The sequence below is a fragment of the Candidatus Tumulicola sp. genome (genome assembly GCA_036490475.1).
In the GTDB taxonomy this organism is placed as follows: domain Bacteria; phylum Vulcanimicrobiota; class Vulcanimicrobiia; order Vulcanimicrobiales; family Vulcanimicrobiaceae; genus Tumulicola.
Window position 1 is genome coordinate 43,982 of record DASXDT010000005.1, and the last position, 16,092, is coordinate 60,073.

The 16,092-nt window shown below is 57.7% G+C and carries 18 protein-coding genes; 17 read left to right on the top strand and 1 reads right to left on the bottom strand.

What is annotated here, in order from left to right; genetic code table 11:
* Positions 1-17: 17 nt before the first annotated feature.
* The 14 genes from VGF98_03850 (at position 18) to VGF98_03915 (ending at position 11,660) form a co-directional block, all read left to right on the top strand.
* Positions 18-500, top strand: a complete 483-nt coding sequence (locus tag VGF98_03850) for a prepilin-type N-terminal cleavage/methylation domain-containing protein (GenBank protein HEY1680754.1) — start codon at positions 18-20, stop codon at positions 498-500.
* Positions 497-1,114 carry a hypothetical protein gene (locus VGF98_03855; protein HEY1680755.1) on the top strand — a complete coding sequence of 206 codons (618 nt, stop codon included), beginning with the start codon at positions 497-499 and terminating at the stop codon, positions 1,112-1,114. The genes VGF98_03850 and VGF98_03855 overlap by 4 nt, the downstream gene beginning before the upstream one ends.
* A complete protein-coding gene (locus VGF98_03860; GenBank protein HEY1680756.1) occupies positions 1,111-1,647 on the top strand; it encodes a hypothetical protein in 537 nt (178 codons plus the stop codon). The genes VGF98_03855 and VGF98_03860 overlap by 4 nt, the downstream gene beginning before the upstream one ends.
* A gap of 119 nt (positions 1,648-1,766) precedes the next feature.
* Positions 1,767-2,243 carry an A24 family peptidase gene (locus VGF98_03865; GenBank protein ID HEY1680757.1) on the top strand — a complete coding sequence of 159 codons (477 nt, stop codon included), beginning with the start codon at positions 1,767-1,769 and terminating at the stop codon, positions 2,241-2,243.
* The gene (pilM, locus tag VGF98_03870) at positions 2,240-3,181 is read left to right on the top strand and encodes a pilus assembly protein PilM (protein HEY1680758.1); all 942 of its coding nucleotides are present in this window, start codon (positions 2,240-2,242) and stop codon (positions 3,179-3,181) included. The genes VGF98_03865 and pilM overlap by 4 nt, the downstream gene beginning before the upstream one ends.
* A gap of 299 nt (positions 3,182-3,480) precedes the next feature.
* Positions 3,481-3,717, top strand: coding sequence for a PilN domain-containing protein (locus VGF98_03875; GenBank protein ID HEY1680759.1), 237 nt, complete (start codon positions 3,481-3,483; stop codon positions 3,715-3,717).
* Positions 3,714-4,247 carry a hypothetical protein gene (locus tag VGF98_03880; GenBank protein ID HEY1680760.1) on the top strand — a complete coding sequence of 178 codons (534 nt, stop codon included), beginning with the start codon at positions 3,714-3,716 and terminating at the stop codon, positions 4,245-4,247. The genes VGF98_03875 and VGF98_03880 overlap by 4 nt, the downstream gene beginning before the upstream one ends.
* A complete protein-coding gene (locus VGF98_03885) occupies positions 4,225-4,704 on the top strand; it encodes a hypothetical protein (protein ID HEY1680761.1) in 480 nt (159 codons plus the stop codon). Before VGF98_03880 ends, VGF98_03885 begins: the two co-directional genes overlap by 23 nt.
* On the top strand, positions 4,701-6,065 hold the full coding sequence (locus tag VGF98_03890; GenBank protein HEY1680762.1) for a secretin N-terminal domain-containing protein: 1,365 nt from the start codon (positions 4,701-4,703) through the stop codon (positions 6,063-6,065). Before VGF98_03885 ends, VGF98_03890 begins: the two co-directional genes overlap by 4 nt.
* A gap of 87 nt (positions 6,066-6,152) precedes the next feature.
* Positions 6,153-7,232 (top strand): hypothetical protein, encoded by a 1,080-nt coding sequence (locus tag VGF98_03895; GenBank protein HEY1680763.1) that lies wholly within the window; start codon positions 6,153-6,155, stop codon positions 7,230-7,232.
* A 26-nt stretch (positions 7,233-7,258) separates the two neighbouring features.
* The gene (locus VGF98_03900; GenBank protein ID HEY1680764.1) at positions 7,259-8,503 is read left to right on the top strand and encodes a hypothetical protein; all 1,245 of its coding nucleotides are present in this window, start codon (positions 7,259-7,261) and stop codon (positions 8,501-8,503) included.
* Positions 8,500-8,994 (top strand): hypothetical protein, encoded by a 495-nt coding sequence (locus tag VGF98_03905; protein HEY1680765.1) that lies wholly within the window; start codon positions 8,500-8,502, stop codon positions 8,992-8,994. Before VGF98_03900 ends, VGF98_03905 begins: the two co-directional genes overlap by 4 nt.
* A 122-nt stretch (positions 8,995-9,116) precedes the next feature.
* Positions 9,117-9,887, top strand: a complete 771-nt coding sequence (locus VGF98_03910) for a hypothetical protein (GenBank protein HEY1680766.1) — start codon at positions 9,117-9,119, stop codon at positions 9,885-9,887.
* 732 nt (positions 9,888-10,619) lie between these two features.
* A complete protein-coding gene (locus VGF98_03915) occupies positions 10,620-11,660 on the top strand; it encodes a hypothetical protein (protein HEY1680767.1) in 1,041 nt (346 codons plus the stop codon).
* Between the two features lie 105 nt (positions 11,661-11,765).
* On the opposite strand, the gene VGF98_03920 is transcribed toward VGF98_03915, so the two are convergent.
* Positions 11,766-13,127: a serine hydrolase gene (locus VGF98_03920; protein ID HEY1680768.1), complete on the bottom strand. Its 1,362-nt coding sequence runs from the start codon at positions 13,125-13,127 to the stop codon at positions 11,766-11,768.
* 157 nt (positions 13,128-13,284) lie between these two features.
* Here VGF98_03920 and VGF98_03925 point away from each other — a divergent pair, with 157 nt between their 5' ends.
* The 3 genes from VGF98_03925 (at position 13,285) to VGF98_03935 (ending at position 16,092) form a co-directional block, all read left to right on the top strand.
* Positions 13,285-13,716, top strand: coding sequence for a GNAT family N-acetyltransferase (locus tag VGF98_03925; protein ID HEY1680769.1), 432 nt, complete (start codon positions 13,285-13,287; stop codon positions 13,714-13,716).
* Positions 13,717-13,929: 213 nt separating this feature from the next.
* Positions 13,930-14,436, top strand: a complete 507-nt coding sequence (locus VGF98_03930) for a nuclear transport factor 2 family protein (protein HEY1680770.1) — start codon at positions 13,930-13,932, stop codon at positions 14,434-14,436.
* Positions 14,437-14,574: 138 nt separating this feature from the next.
* The gene (locus VGF98_03935; protein ID HEY1680771.1) at positions 14,575-16,092 is read left to right on the top strand and encodes an alkaline phosphatase family protein; all 1,518 of its coding nucleotides are present in this window, start codon (positions 14,575-14,577) and stop codon (positions 16,090-16,092) included.

The following is a 16,092-nucleotide window of genomic DNA, read 5'->3' on the forward strand; positions in this document are numbered from 1 at the left end:
CACTATAACGGGCGATCATGGATGACGCTCGGCGAGCGATGGACGCTCGAAAATTACGGTTACAGCGCGGATTTACGCTCATCGAAATGATGATCGTCGTGGCGATCATTGCGATACTTGTCGGTATACTCGTGCCGAACTTCGTCCGAGCCCGTGCACAGGCGCAGACCTCGGCGTGCGAGTCAAACTTGAAAGAGATCGCGACCGCGATCGAGCTGTTTCAAACGGATAACGATCGTTATCCGGACGGAGGTACCGTCGACCCGTCAAACGACGAGTTAACGCCATACCTAAAACAAACGCCTGTGGACCCGGCGGCTGGACCGGGCTCGTTCTACACGTTTACGGTCGAAAAGCCTGACACAGGAAATGCCTCATATGCAATTGTTTGCCCCGGTACGCACGATCCGGGGACGCTGCAGAACATTTCTCCGCAGACGAAATTCACGCATATACAATATTCATCCGACGCCGGCTTCGCGGCGACGAAGTCGCAATGAACGTAGCGCCTTTCGTTGCCTTGCAGGCTGGCGCGCTTGCTGGTTTGGGTCCGTGTGGACTATCGCGTGCGTTCTTATTACGGGCGCTTCTGAAACGCCTGCCCGATAGGGAGCGCCGCGTTCACGCTCTGGCATTTGGAGGCGGTTTGATCGCAGGATACCTGGTTTGCGGAGCAATGTTCGCCGCCGCTGCAACCGTTGTCGCGACATCTCCAGCAGCATATGGCGCGGCAGCAGTCGTCTGCATCATCGGAGGAGCGCACGCAGCATGGCAGGCGGGAAAGTCTCACCTTCGCGAGTGTCAGCCCCAGAAAGCTGGAGCATCAGCCGGCGCAACCTTCGCAGCTGGCGCGGCGAGCACGCTGGTTGGTTCGCCGTGTTGCGGACCACTGTCGGCGGCGCTTGCGGGCGGTGCCTTTTACGCACTCTCGCCCCGCGACTCGCACGCATTGATCGCTGCTTACGCAATCGGACACGCCGCTCCAGTCGTTGCTGCAATCATCGCGGGCGATCGCTTGGCCGGCTTATGGCGAATCGTGCCACCGCGGGTAAGTCAGGGCATCACGGGTGGTGTTTTGTTCGGGCTCGGCGGCTACTACGCGATTTCGGCATGAACGGCGAGCGGATTCGGTCGGTGCTCCTCTGTGTTGCTGCGGCGGCGGTCGCGCTCGTTCTCGCGCGTCGCCCAATCGCCGACAGTCTTATCGCGCGAGGCGATTCGGCTGCCCTGCGCGCCCAGCCAGTAAGCGCGCTCGCCTATTATCATCGTGCAATCCGCGTGGACTCTGCGGACGGTGTAGCACTGGACCGGTTTTCGTTCGAAACGCTGTTCCAGCGAGATCAGCCAACGATGCGGCTGGCTATTCGATTATGCACTGGCTTCTTGCAGCGAAATCCAAACGATCGCACGATACGCTTCGACCGCGCTTTATTGTTTCGAGCGACCGGCAATCTCGAGCGTGCAGAGTTCGACTTTGCGGTCGACGGTAACCTGGCTCGCGATGCTCGCGCCCTGACCTTCGCTGGGTTCATCGCTCGTGCGCTCGGAAGAGGACACGACGCGCGTTCGTACTGGAAAACGGCCCTGTCGTATAGTCCACATTTCTTGCCGGCGCGCCGCGCACTCTCCAGCCTGGCCCCGCGATGATTCCCGCAGAGGCCGGCGCCGTGACCCTGGCGGGTACCGCGCTACTTGGCTATGTTGCTTTCGCTTCCGGTCGAAAATGTGGCATAGAGAACATATTGAGAGTGCCAGTAGCATTAGCAATGTGTTTAGCTTCAGCAGTGCTCGCCGCGGTGGTTGCGCGCGCAGTTCCGTTCGAACTGGCCGCTTCGCTCCTGATTTCGCTCGCCTTCGTAAATGGGGCCACCGATATTCGATCGGGTGTATGCTTCGATACGGTTCAGTTGTTGGCGGCGTCCGCGCTGGCTGTGAGCCGCTATTCTAGCCTCAGCGACGCGGCGTGCGGCCTCCTCGTTGGAATAATGTTGCTCGGCGTTCCGTATATACTAACGAAGAAACGAGGCATCGGCCTCGGCGACGTCAAGTTTGCCGCGGCGACCGGTCTAGGTTTGGGGGTTTCTGGCGAGATACAGGCGGTCTATATTGCATTCGTTGCCGGGGGGACTGCAGCCGCTTGTATCTTGCTTTCAGGCAGAGCACCTCGCCAGGCGGCGATCGCATTCGCGCCGTTTCTAAGTTTCGGGGCGGTCTGTGCGCTCGTCGCGACAAGATCGTTATGACACAATGCCTTCCGCTCGGTATCGATATCGGCACAAGCCGCTTGCGAATCGTCGCCATGCGCCGAGAGCGCGCCGGAGCCGTACGCGTCGAGTCTGCGGCGACACGCGACCTTCCGAATGCTGATGGCTCGAGTGAATCTGCAGCTATCAGATCGGCTATAGTAGAGTCAATCGCTGAAATTGGTTGGCGCCGCCGCTCGTGCGTTCTCGCATTGCCGTGGAGCGACGCGGTGATGAGATGCATAGAGTTCCCGCCAATGCGCGCGTCAGAGCTACTGCGGGCAGCTCGACTGGAGAGCGCAGTATTCGCGCCCCGGGGCGACGGCGATACTCCAACGCAAGTACGGGTTCGATCTATCGATGGCACGAACGCTCATCTCGTTGTCGCCGCACCGTTAGAGGCGATTCGTAACCGGATGCGAGCTGTAAGGGACACTCGATTAGCCGTGCTGGCCATGGATTACGAACCATTCGCGTTGCGACGCGCGTTTCCGAGTGCCGACGCCATCCTCGACATTGGCTTTCGACAGTCCCGGCTGTATGGAAGATTAGCGCAGCCATTCCGAACCCTGTCCATCGATAGCGGTGGCGCGGCGTTCACTGCCGCGATCGCATCGACACTTTCGATCGACATCGCGGAAGCCGAGCGTCGAAAGCGATTAGTTGGTGCTGCCGGCGCTTGTGACCCGGAACTCGATGCATTCGTTCGACGAGTTTGCGCCGCGCTCGAAGCCCTGCGCGAGCGAGCCATTGTCCGCACGCTCGGAATAACAGGAAACGGTTCGCGCGTTCCGGGCCTGATCGAGCGCGTTGCCACGGCGGCGAGCGTCTTAGTGGAATTGCCCACACATGCGGCCGAAGATGCATACCCGCCTGGCGCGTCGTTTGCTTACGATTACGCGTTGGCCGCGTCTCTAGCCGCATGGGCGCTCGATTGAGGCGCTTTAATTTCCTGAACGAGCGGCAATGGGAGACAGCTCGCCTTTTCAATGGACTCTCGAACCATTGGCAAGGTGTTGCTATCGCAGGTCTTATCGGCTTTTCGGTCTTGGCAAGTGGATACGCATTGGCAACGTATCGAGTGCACCAGGCTAGCGACCTAGACGCTCGAGCACACATCCGACTGCGCGCCTGCGAAACGGAGCTTTCTAAATCGAAGGTCGCATGGCAGGATCTGCGCGCGACGCTCCGGCTCGCCAAGCGCCTTCGCGCGGTTCGCCTGTCCGGATCGCTGGCGATGCTGCAACTGACGATTATCGCAGAGCGATTGCCCTCCGGCGTCTGGTTGGATTCGTTCTCTAAATCCGCGGATGGTCTCGAGCTTGACGGCCAAACAAAACGACTCGCTGAACTCGCGCACGTTGCCGATATTGTCACCGAGGTCAGCCCTGCTACGCGGATGCAATCGATCGCCCGGCATGGTGAAAGCGACAGTCTCACTTTTCAGATGCAACCGCAAGACGCACGCAAATGAGGTTGCCATTGGGGGTGCTCGCAGCTTGGGCGATACTCGCAATCACGATCGCACTCACGACTGCCGTAGGAATCGTCCCTGAACTCCAGTCGGAGCGAGCCTTGCTGGACGACGCCCACCAAGCCTATATCCGCGCGAACAGAGATGAGATCCAGCTACGCGACGGCGCTCACGACGAAACCGCACGGCGTCGCATCGTCGCGAGCATCGCGCGTATGCATCCACCGGACTCTCGTTACGTCGGCCCGACGGCAGTGATACGCACGGTCGACGGGCTCGACAACCGATTCCATGTAACACTGCAACGGCTTGGTCAGAGCGATGGCGGCGTACGCGAGATCGGCGTGCGTGCGGTGACGATCGAGTGGTCGGGAGCCTATCGATCGATCGTGCGCGCGGTGGCGGCGCTATCTCAGGGGCCGGCCCTAATACGGGTTGTCGGCGTGCGACTCGACCATAATCCTAGAATGTCGGCTTCCATCGACGCGGTGGTACACGTTAACGTGTATGCCGCTATCGACACACTGTAGTATCTGGACGATCGTCGCTCTCGTCCTCGCCTTCGGACCGCTGCCCACTAGCGCGGACGACGAATCTACCTTGACGCTCGCGATCAATTCGCCGGCATCACTGCAGCCGTTGCAATATCCGGCGCTATCTTTACGCCGCGACCCGTTTATGGCACCCGTATCGCTGAAGTCAGATCCTGTCGTGCCCGAACCAATTCCGGGGATCGATCCGAGTTTCGTACTTCCGCCGAACCTGGGCGCATCGGCCGATGGCAGTTCGCCTGTCGGCCTGGTCAGCGCTTCCGTACGTGCGGTCGTGGTCGGCGAGTCCCCCAAAGCGCTCTTGCAAATTGGGAGTCGGACGGTCTTCGTCGGCATCGGTTCGCACGTCGGCGGTTCGATCGTTGTCGAAATCGATGCCAATAGCGTTCGACTCTCCGATGGCACGCGTTTGCTGCTGGCGCAAAGTAACCGATGATGCGCAGTTTAAGCATTCTGTGGGTCCTAGCGCTAGCAGTGTTCTGCTGGACGGCTGCATCTGCTGCGCAGTTAGTTTCAATCGATGTGCGCGACGTGGACATTACCGATGCTATTTCGCTTCTTGCCGGTCAGTCCGGCGTCAACGTTGTAACGGACGGCTCAGTAAAACCGGAGCGCGTCACCGTGCATCTCACTAACGTCACGTTCGCACAAGCCTTGCAGGCAATAGCCGAAGCGCATGGCTTACGCGTACGCAAACAAGGCGACGTGCTCATTGTCGGCGCAGTGCAATCGATGAATCGATCTGGAGGCGGCGTCGTGATTGCATTGGACCGTGCACAACCGGATGATGTAGCGCGCGAGCTCGAGTCCGCATTGCCTGACGGTACCGTGATCGTTCCAGATAAGCGGACGGGATCTTTGGTCATTTCCGGAGATACTGATACCATCGCTAGAGCGCGCCGGCTAATAGCGCTCCTGGATGTCGCTCCCAGCCCTGGGGCTCGGACGACGTTGACGAGTGCATACCGGCTACGATACCTTCGAGCAGATGACGTCGTGGCGAAGTTGAAAACAGTAGCGCCGGACGGCGTGTATGTCGCCGACGAAGAACAGAACGCTGTCCTCGTCGCGGGCGGCGACCGAGCCCAAAGCGCAGTTGCAGCTATCGTGACGCAACTCGATCGCCCGAGCCCGCAGGTGCTTTTCGAAGTCCGCGTCGCCGATGTGACGCCGGTAAACGACTCAAGTAACTTCGGAATCGAGTTCGGCGGGGTCGACACCCAAGGCAATTCTCTACCTGGGGCAGTTGCCTACTCGTTTACGGGTGGGACGATTTCGGTTAACGTGCAACTGAATGCGCTTGTCAGCAAGGGCCGCGCGTCAATCTTGGCCACGCCGAAGCTGGTGACGATCAATAATAAGGAGGCCGATCTTAGTATCGGCGAGACCTATCCGATCGTCTATAGCACGTCCGTTTTCGGCGGTCAGAACGTTCAATACGTTGATATCGGGGTCCACCTCCGGCTCACGCCAACGATCGGAGCCGATGGAAGCGTAATAGCGGAGTTGCATCCAGAATACAGCGAGTTGGTGGGGTTCACCCCTACGGGTTATCCAATAGTGGCAAATCGTAAGATCGATTCAACACTCCACGTTAGAGACAACGAAACGATAGTCTTGGGTGGATTAATGCGAGAGACGAGCACACAAACGATCTCAAAGATACCTGGGCTCGGAGACATACCAATACTCGGAAAGCTATTTCAAAACAAACAATCGACCCACGAACGTGACGAAATCGTCTTTTTAATCACGCCGCATGTCGTCTATCCCGGCAGTCCGATCCCCGTGCACTAGACTGAAGTCAACCCTCCTCGACTCGCGTATCCCGGGCAATGGCGCCGTCCTGAGCCCCGTCGATTGCTCGAATTGCCGGGCGACGCGGTGTCAACCGCGAAGCAGCTTCCCGGTCACTTCGAACCACGCGGGAGCAACGCCATGAACACGTCGGCCCTTTTGAAATTTGCGGCTATCGCTGTCAGCCTCGCCGTATGCTCGGCCTGTAGCGGCGGATCGGCGACTGCGCCGGCAGCAGCCTTGGTCAACGTCAGATACGTCGGCCACATGGCGTATGTGAACGGGAGACCGGTAACGGCGGAGCGTCTGAATCTCAACGCGCCACACGGGTACTCGTCGATCGTTCCCGAGCTGGCCCAGAAGTCGGACTCGACGTACTACGAGTACATCAACAATTACTACGGCAGCTATTCCAGCATCTTCAATTACCCGAAGAGCGTGAAGCAGATCGGCTCGATCGACGACGTCGGCGGCCAGTCGTGCACCAACGTGCTCTCTGGGTACGGGAAGAAGACGTTCTGGATCGTTGCCGGCGAGAAACAAATCACCGAGTACAGCGTCCCTAAGAAGCCGCTGAAGACGCTTGCCATTTCGGGCATGATGCCCTCGAGCTGTGCGATGAACTCTGACGGAGACCTAGCGCTAGGGGTGTTGACCGGTTTTCCAAACGGTGGCGGCGACGTCGTAATCTTCAAGGGCGCGACCGGTTCGCCGACCTACTTGGCGACGGGCATGCTCGATACGTACTTCGATGGCTACGACCCCAAAGGGAACCTATTCGCCGATGGCTTTCGGAGCCAGAACGGCTTCTCGCTGGTCGAACTCCCGAAAGGTGCTAGTGCATTTCAACAAATCACCACGAGCAATACGGTGGCTTTTCCTGGCTCCGTGCAGTGGGATGGCAAGTATCTAACCGTCGCCGATCAGACCGCGAATAAAATCTATCGATACACGATCCATGGAACGAAAGCGACGTTGAAAGGTACCGTCTCGCTAACGGGTGCCAGCGATTGCTCGCAAACGTGGATCGCGGGATCCGTTGTGTATTGCGCAGACGCCGGCAACGACGATGGCGAGGTGTTCAACTACCCTGCGGGCGGTTCACCCGTCGCGACGTTTACGGGTAACTTCGATGAGCCGCTAGGCACGGTCGCCGTGCAAAAATAAACGATTTCATGAGCGAAGCTGCGCGGATGAGAGGCGTCCGCATCCTCGCCGTATTGGTTGCGCTAATCGCGCTTTCTCATCCCATCATCGCGGTGACGTGCGCTACCGGGGCGTGTTCGCGCCCAGCCGCTGTCGGCATGACGGTTAACGCAGCGACCGGCTTGGTGGGCGCGGTACAGCAAGGATCGACTGCGGCCGCAGCCGGGTTGCAGTCGGGCGACCGCGTCGACTTCCTGCGCACCGGGTGGACCATGCATCTCTGGCTCTGGGACGGCGAGTTCGTCGCAGGGCGGCCGTTCGTTCTGCCGATCGTCGATCCAAACGGCGAATCGCGAACCGTTACGATCGTCGCGCCGGCGGAGCCGATAGACGTTAACGCGCTGACCTTCCGAATCGTTAAGCTGCTGTTTGCTCTGGTAATACTGTCACTTGCGTGCGGCGTGATTTTTATACGAACGGATACGCTAACGCTGGCCTTCTATGCGTTTTGCATGTTGTACGCCACGTCCGACAATACGCAGTGGATGCGAATCTCGCCCCCGATTCTGATGCCGCTCGCAACCTTGACATCGATTCTGCCAGTCCTGGGCTACGTCGGCTTCGCCTACCTCTGTCTGCGGTTCCCGACGGGTCGGGCAGTCGGGGCGTGGCGCTGGGTCGATCGGTGCCTTCCGTATTTCGGCGTCGTGCTCGCCCTCGTCTACTATCTGCATTTTTACCAATCCGCGCTGATAACGAATACGACTTCGCCGCTGTATGTCGCCACGGGAGTTCTCGTGGTGCTTTCTGCCCTGGTTGGTCTTGCTGCATACCTCTCTCGATTTTGGAAGGCGTCCGGGCCGGATTTAACGCGAATGCGCTGGGTCGCTGCTGCGATCGCAGTGTATATCGTCGCCGTCATTCTCTTTTTCACCGACCAGATCGTCAATCGCGTACCGAACCCGTGGATCGGCTGGTTCTTTGTTTTCAACCCGGCCCCGTTTGCGTTCGCATACGCGCTCGTCAAAGAGCACGTGGTAGACATTCGCCTCGTTGGAGCGCGCACGGTAGTGTACGCTGCCATCACGTCGGTTCCGGTTGCGCTGCTGGCCTTCGTCGATTGGTTCTTCTCGCGACGCCTAGAAGATGCACGATTGGCCACTGTATTCGAAATTGCGATCGCACTTGCGTTCAGCTTTGGCTACGCGCCCTGCACAAGCGGATCGATCGGTTTTCCGAGCGAATCTTTTTTGCTTCGCGTCACCGCGCGTTCGAGCGCATGCAGCACATGACCCATGCATTACCCTTCGTGGAGCAAGTCTCAACCATCGAGAGGATGCTCGCGAACGAGACGGCTCAGACGCAGCAGTTATCGTCCGCGGCACTCTTTCGCGAGACCTGCGGCGCGTATTCGCGCACGGCGTCGTTGGGCTGGGAGGGCGCCGCAGAGACGCTCGACGCCGACGACTCGCTCGTATTATTCGCGCGTTCGGAGCGCCGCGGCGTACGATTGAGCGTCGCACCACCATCGCACGCTCGCGTTCCGCACGGGCACGCGACACCGACCTTTGCGCTGCCGGTATTTGCCGGGCGCAAAACGATCGCCGTCGTGCTATACGGGGGTCATCTCGACGGCGAAGCGCTCGTCGTCGACGAGGAGCAGTTGCTCAACGCACTCGGACACGCGGCGGCCACGGCGTACGAACATCTACACGCCGAGGAGCGCGAGCGCGAGAACGCCGCGCTCCGGGAGCAGTTAAAGCAGTTAGGCGCGGCATATTAGCGCGGAGACCATCTCGGCTCTCAGCGAACTCACCGCAAACATTAAGCCGGTTACCAGTAATATCTGATTTAACAGGAGGAGAACACTCAAAACTTTAGGTTGCTCCGAATGGAGAGGAACGCGTGATGCGCAGACTCGGTTTCGGGCTTTTACTGCTAACAGCGGTCGTTGTCGTCGCGTGTGGCCGGCAAGTAACGCCGAATCCCGTCGGGATCGGCCCGGGCGGTGCGCCCGAGGGATACATGAGTGTCTTCTTTGATGTCGCGCAACCGTTCAACTTTTCTACCTATCAATACTGGATCGTCTTCAATACGAGTGGAAACAAGCTAACTCCGGACACGCAACCTGCGAATAGCAACTGGGCAGCTTACTCGGAGGGCATCGAGGTGGAGGGCAATGGTGGCGCCGCCTTCGCTCGTGCGGTACAGTTTGTAAAAGACCCGTCCAAGCCGCACGCCGTGCCTGCCTTTGTTTCGCTGCAGCCCACGCCGCAGCAACTACAGCTGAACGTGAATAGCAACGGAAGCCAAACCGAGTTCAACGTCATTTTTCAGCGGTCGATCTTCTTGGGTCCGCTGTCTAGTCCGGCCCCGCTGGCGACCCCTTGGCTTTATAACGGGTTCACTACGCAGGCCGACGTGCAGAACAACCTGGTGTTCGTTGACTCGATGGGTGCCGGTGGAAAGAATCCGCCGCAGTACGTTTCGCCGGTCTTGAACACGTGGCAATGCTTCGATGACACGTTTACCGCTTTATCGAGCGGCATTCAAATCGATCCGCCCGCGCAGATCGTACAGATTCAAATCGCAAACAATCCGAGCCCGACTCCCAGCGTAACTCCGAGCGCGGTGCCGTGTTCGAGCGACGAGGGCGACTTCCGGCACGGACCCTAGCGATTGGTTTGGAAGGCTCCGATGCGGGATCTCTCAAACGAAGTGGTTGAACGTCGCCGCACGGGAGGTCTCCGATTCCGACTACCGACCTAACTGCTCCCCTTCAGGGTCGTTTCATCCTCGGCTTGATAGTGTTCCCATTGATGATCGTTGTGACGGCGTTCTTTGTTTGGATTTGTTGGGGTCATCCAGAGCTGGAGTGGGTAGCGTGGTTCGTAAGCGCTGCTGCGATAGTGTCATGCTTCCCGTTCGCTTTAATCGTGTGGCAGATACCAGCGTACCGGAACCCCGTACTGCAGTTGCGGCCGGAAGCGCTGATATTTTACGGGATCGCGATCCCTTGGACGGCCGTTACGGATATCTATGTGGGGAACGTCAACGTTTTGATGCAGTCGAGGGGCGTCGAAGGCGTCTTTATGTCACAAGATAGATTATGGATCGGAATTTCAAATCGGGGCGAGTTGCAGCCCCCGGACCTCTCTAGAAGTTTCATGTATCGGTACGCGCGCGCAGTATTGGCTCGTCAAAACGGCAAATTATTGCTGCCACTCGTGAACGAACGGTCCGTAAGCGATCTCGCTCGCGAGGTACAAGAAAGAATAACTGAACGGGCTGCCCACGGACTTTCGAGATTTCCGCCCGGGTGCTAAGATGGAACTGAGTGCGACGCCAGTGCGATACTAAGCGTCGATGCGTTGCTTCGTCGATAGGTTGCCTCAGGGAGCAGAACAAATGAGTGTTTCAGCATTTGGACGCTATGCGCTTGGGTACTGGTTCGCGTTCGCGATGCTTACCGGCTGCGGCGGTGTTGCCCAGTCACAACTAGGGCCGACAGCGCAGTTCGGGGCAGGTACGACCAGCGCCGTGCAAGGCACCGCGATCGTGCGCGCTAACCACACGAAGTCGTGGATGGAACCCGATGCGAAGTCCAAAGACTTGCTCTACGTCACCAATCCCGGTAACAGCGACGTCCTCGTTTACTCGTACCCGCAAGATAAGTTAGTGGGGACGCTGACGGGCTTTTACTACAATATATTCCCAGACGGCGTGTGCACGGACAAGAGCGGTGACGTCTGGATCGTTGAAAACGTGGCGCAGCAAATCGTGGAATTCAAACACGGCGGCACGACGCCGATCGCTACCCTGAGCGATCCTGGTTATTACCCCACAATATGCTCCGTCGATCCGATTACGGGGAACCTTGCCGTCGCAAACAAACAAACTGTCGGCTCAAGCCCCCAACAGGGCAACGTTGCCATTTACGCGCACGCCAAAGGCACGCCGACTCTTTACAAGGATTCGGACCTTTTTCAGGTGTGGTTCTGCGGCTACGACAATAAGGGTAATCTCTACGTCGATGGCACGAAGGGCTACTCTGTCACCTTTGAATTCGCCGTACTCCCCAAGGGCAAGAAGCAGCTGACGAACATCGCGTTAAAGGGGGGCACGATCTACTTCCCCGGTAAGATTTTGTGGGACGGTAAGTATGTCGCGGTCGGCGATCAATCGTATCAAAATAAGTATCCGTATACCTCGGGTATTTACAAAACCACGGGTGCAGGGGGAAAGATCGTCGGCACCACGCCGCTTACGGGTTCCTCAGATGTCGCTGGATTCTGGATCGAGGGCAACACGGTCATCGCACCGGACATTGGCCTTGAAAACATCAGCTCGTACAAATATCCGGCCGGCGGTAAGTCCACCAAGTCACTTCCAGGCTGCAGCGGCAATTCGTGCCTTCCCTACGACGCCGCGATCAGCGTAGCGAAGTAGACACCCACACAGCCTTGTCATCGTTAGGGAGCTCGCTGCGGTTTTGTGATTTCGCGGGACATGCATGCGTATCCAGAGACGGCGCAGCGTTTCTAGGAACCATTCTTAGGGCATGTTTGGCTTCACGAGGGTGCCGGGTATGCTTTGGCCGTTCTGATGCAACACTAGCGAAGTGGCGTGGCCGGTGCTATCGAGCACGAACGTAATAGTCGCATCGACGCCGCTGACTTTATAGGTCGTGCCCGATTGTAACGTCAGCTCAACTTGTGACTGCCTCGTACCTTGGCCATACAGTACGCCGTTGTCTTCAAATATCGTGATCGCGAAAGTCGGCGACAACCGGTAAACACCGACGAGCGGTGAATTGCCGTGCGGCAGCACCGCCGGTGGTGGTGTCGCAAGAACGGGCGACGCAGGGATGGTTCCCGGCGCAAGAAGGTGCGCGGCGAGAGCGTCGACGTCGAAACTGGCGACGTTTGTGAGAACGACGATTCCAATGCCACTCGCGCGGTCGAATCCAAGGAATGAGTGATAGCCCCCAGTTTGCCCATTATGCCAGGTGATGTGCGAATCAATATTGGTAAACCAATTCAGACCAATCTTCATGAACGGCGCAATCGTCGTGTCGCTGCGAGGCGTCTGCGCGAAAGCCATCGCTTTACCTAAGGGACCCGCCGGCGCGTTCATATTTGCTTTTAAGTAAAGTAACATATCGTGCATCGAAGAGTTGATTGCGCCCGCACCTGCGAGCCCGGTGAGTGTCCAAGCCGGACTCGGTGTGAGCTCCTGCGTGAACCCGGGCATAAGGCGGGCCCGAATCTCTGGGGTGAGGCCGGCAGCCGTCTCGTTCATTCCAAGCGGTGTGAGAACGCCGGACTCCACGAGTGACGCGTAATCCAAGTGCGCCGCGTTCGAGAGCAACGTTCCAAGCAGACCGACGCCGACGTTCGAGTACTCAAACTTTGTCGCCGGCGCTCGCGTCAGTACGTAGCTGCCAAGAAAGTCGTAAAGTCGTGCGGCCCCATAGTCGGCATACGGATCGCTGAGATTCGACGGAGCGAAGTTGGTGGGCATCTCGGGTAGCCCTGAGTTCTGCTCGGCGAGCTCGAGGAGCGTTATCGGCTGACCCCTGTACTCAGGCGTACGAGTTCCACGCGGAAGATATTTACCAATCGGGTCGTCCAGGTTAACGGCACCTTTTTGAACCATTTCGGCTAATAGAGTTGCCGTAAATGTCTTGGTTATCGAGCCTATCTGAAATTCGGTCGATGCATCGAGCGGCGGCGCGCCCGCCGGAGGTCTCCCGGCGGTGAAAATTCTGCTCTGACCGTGGTCTACTAAGCCTACGACGACGACGACCCCTGGTGCCCGCGAAACGAACCTATCGATCGATTGTTGGACTTCTTCGGACGACGCTGGGCTAGCAGCATCGGCCGGCCATGGTGCGAACGAGATAGCGAAAGCCACGGCCAAAATAAACGACACGCACTTACTCACGCGCATTTGATTGGACGCCGGAAATCAGACTCCGCTGTCATAGGCGACCTGGGCACGGCTCGTACGGACGAACGATTGCAACGACGGATATGGGACAGCGACGACACGGGGCCGAAACGACGTCCATATGCAGCCGCCCTCGGTGAGAGTCCGCGCCGCCGCAACCGGCGACTTGATGTCAATCAGGGCCCTGTCTATGACGACGCCATGGGAAAAGAGCGATTTTGTAAAGCGCGCGGTTGATCTCGGCCACGTCAGTGTTGCAGTGAATCAGGATATCATTCTCGGCTTTATTGTGTGGAATGACGAGTTTTTCGAGAAGCCGTTCGTCTGGCTCATCGTGGTGGATAGCAATCATCGCAGACTTGGCATTGGAACAAAGCTTTTCGAGTACGTCGAAGCGCGTCATGCGGGACATCGTTTGTACACCTCTACGAATCGCAGCAATTACATCATGGCTGCATTCCTGAGCGGGAGAGGTTACGCCGTGGTCGGAGAGATCGATCTCGACCCCGGCGATCCTGAAATCTTTTATCGGCAAAGCCGTCACGTCGGCTAAGCCCGGCATCGATCGCAACGTGCAGAAGAAGGAACCATTTGCACTGCTCGGAGTGCTGACGGACCGAACTGCTGCTCCCCCGACAACCGCGTACCGGCTTCCGGCGACGAGCTTTTTGGGGTCAAAAAGAGAGGAAGAAGCACGCTTGCTCGCCTATGTGACCAGCAGTCGTTCATCGGCTAGGTTACGCTCGCTTTTCGATTGGAGTTTATTGTGAGAAGATCGCTATTTTTCGTTCTAGCACTCGCTTTGACGGCAGCCGGCTCGACTGGCTTGGCCGCGCGGGCTTCGTCGAACGACTCCGCCGCGATCGCAGCGCTGTACAAGCAGTTCGGCGTTGCGTTCGAACACAAAGATCTCGCCGGGATTATGTCGGTTTACGTGCCGGGCGACAGCCTCTTCGTTTATGATGTCGGGCCGCCTCGCGAACACCGCGGCTGGAACGACTATCGTGAGGATTGGAAGCAGCTCTTCGCGGGGTTCAAGGACAATCCGACCTTCGAGATCATCGATTTCGGAATGACGATCGACGGCGATGTCGCTTTCACGCATGGAGCGCAACGCATAACCGTCAATACGGGCAGAGCCCGCACGACGGTCGTCGTGCGCGTTACCGACGTCTTGCGCAAGATCAACGGCAAATGGCTGATCGTCCAAGAGCACGTCTCGATCCCGGTGGACCTCGATACCATGAAGCCGGATCCACTCTCGAAGCCCTAGGCCAGTTGCGCGCAACCAGAGAAAGATGACCCAAGTTCCCTAAAGCTACACGTTGACTATCTGGTTGCTCCAGGGTTGCTCGAAGGTAATTCGAATGGTCATTCGTCTTATCCCGTCACTCAACTAAGGAGCATTGCCATGCGCGCCAAGAGGGTAATTGCATTTCTTTTTAGCGCAGTACTACTGAGCGGGTGCGCTTCGTACGGCTCACAGTCACCTATCGATGCCGCGCACGGCGCACGTCATCAAGCGTCGTCAAGTCCGATCCAGCACATCGTCATCATCATGCAAGAGAACCGTAGCTTCGACAACATGTTCTACGGCTATCCAGGCGCGAACTATGCGACGCAAGGCACGGGTCACGACGGTACGATCTACCCGCTCAAACCAATCAACTTAGCGTGGGAACACGATCAGAACCACTTCCATTATCAGTTCCTGGTGGATTACGACAAGGGGAAGAACGACGGCTTCGATCAGCAGATCACGGGGCCCAACTATAAGCCGAAGGGCTGTACCGAACTTAACTGGGTCAACCAACCTCGTTGCTTTGCACTCGGCAACAAGCAGGAAGCGGTTCAGCCGTACACCTACGTTATTCAGAGCCAAATCCAACCGTATTGGGATATGGCCAAGCAGTATGTTCTGGGTGACAACACGTTCGCATCCAACAACGGCCCGACGTTCGTTTCGCATCAATATTTGATTGCAGGTCAATCTGGTCAAGCGTCGGAGGTTCCTAGCTCGAATCACGGGGGATGGGGTTGCGATACGAATGGAAGCCCAACGCCGTACGAGTGGTACTTGCAATACGGCTCTTTCAATCCACCGTGGTACGGCCCGAAGTACGGCAACGAATATCAGGGACCGATTCCGTGCTTCCCGCTGGGTACGACGGGTCCGTCAGCGACCTATAACACCATCGCAAATGAGTTGGACACTGCCGGTGTAACCTGGCGGTGGTACGTCCAGCCGACATCATCCACAGACTCTTGGTGGCTTAACGCGTTCGACGCTGTCAAGTCGATTCGCTACGGACCGGATTGGTCGAACGGCGATATTTCCATGCCCGATACTAACGTGATAACCGACATCACCAATAACGACCTCCAGCAGGTCACATGGGTAATGCCACACAAGGGCGCGTCCGATCATCCTGGCGGCGCTTCCGACAACTGCGGCCCAAACTGGGTGGCGGCAATCGTCGATGCGCTCGGTAAGAGTCAATACTGGAAAAACACTGCGATTATCGTCATGTGGGACGAGTGGGGTGGCTGGTACGACCACGTTCTTCCCAAGCAATATCCCGATCCAGTGACCGGCGCCTACGAAGGGCTAGGATATCGCATCCCGCTGCTCATCGTGTCACCGTATGCGAAGGCCGGGTACATCTCACATCAACCGCACGAGATCGCAAGTACGTTGCGCTTCATCGAGCAAACGTTTGGTTTACCATTCCTCGGCCAAGGGACGCAGTATAAGTTTGCGGATGAGCGGGCCGATGCATTCGACGATGCATTCGACTTTACCCAAAAGCCGATTAAATTCAAAACCATCAAACTGGTGGACGAGCCACCCGTCAAAAATCAGCCCGCGTGCCCGAAGAACGGTATAGGCTTCACGAAGCAAAAGTGGGGACCGGAAATCGACTACTAG

Bases quoted from the DNA above. Each gene is read 5' to 3' on its own strand.
- VGF98_03850 (HEY1680754.1), top strand. From the start codon at position 18: ATGGATGACGCTCGGCGAGCGATGGACGCTCGAAAATTACGGTTACAG.
- VGF98_03855 (HEY1680755.1), top strand. From the start codon at position 497: ATGAACGTAGCGCCTTTCGTTGCCTTGCAGGCTGGCGCGCTTGCTGGT.
- VGF98_03860 (HEY1680756.1), top strand. From the start codon at position 1,111: ATGAACGGCGAGCGGATTCGGTCGGTGCTCCTCTGTGTTGCTGCGGCG.
- VGF98_03865 (HEY1680757.1), top strand. From the start codon at position 1,767: ATGTGTTTAGCTTCAGCAGTGCTCGCCGCGGTGGTTGCGCGCGCAGTT.
- pilM (HEY1680758.1), top strand. From the start codon at position 2,240: ATGACACAATGCCTTCCGCTCGGTATCGATATCGGCACAAGCCGCTTG.
- VGF98_03875 (HEY1680759.1), top strand. From the start codon at position 3,481: ATGCTGCAACTGACGATTATCGCAGAGCGATTGCCCTCCGGCGTCTGG.
- VGF98_03880 (HEY1680760.1), top strand. From the start codon at position 3,714: ATGAGGTTGCCATTGGGGGTGCTCGCAGCTTGGGCGATACTCGCAATC.
- VGF98_03885 (HEY1680761.1), top strand. From the start codon at position 4,225: ATGCCGCTATCGACACACTGTAGTATCTGGACGATCGTCGCTCTCGTC.
- VGF98_03890 (HEY1680762.1), top strand. From the start codon at position 4,701: ATGATGCGCAGTTTAAGCATTCTGTGGGTCCTAGCGCTAGCAGTGTTC.
- VGF98_03900 (HEY1680764.1), top strand. From the start codon at position 7,259: ATGAGAGGCGTCCGCATCCTCGCCGTATTGGTTGCGCTAATCGCGCTT.
- VGF98_03905 (HEY1680765.1), top strand. From the start codon at position 8,500: ATGACCCATGCATTACCCTTCGTGGAGCAAGTCTCAACCATCGAGAGG.
- VGF98_03915 (HEY1680767.1), top strand. From the start codon at position 10,620: ATGAGTGTTTCAGCATTTGGACGCTATGCGCTTGGGTACTGGTTCGCG.
- VGF98_03925 (HEY1680769.1), top strand. From the start codon at position 13,285: ATGCAGCCGCCCTCGGTGAGAGTCCGCGCCGCCGCAACCGGCGACTTG.
- VGF98_03935 (HEY1680771.1), top strand. From the start codon at position 14,575: ATGCGCGCCAAGAGGGTAATTGCATTTCTTTTTAGCGCAGTACTACTG.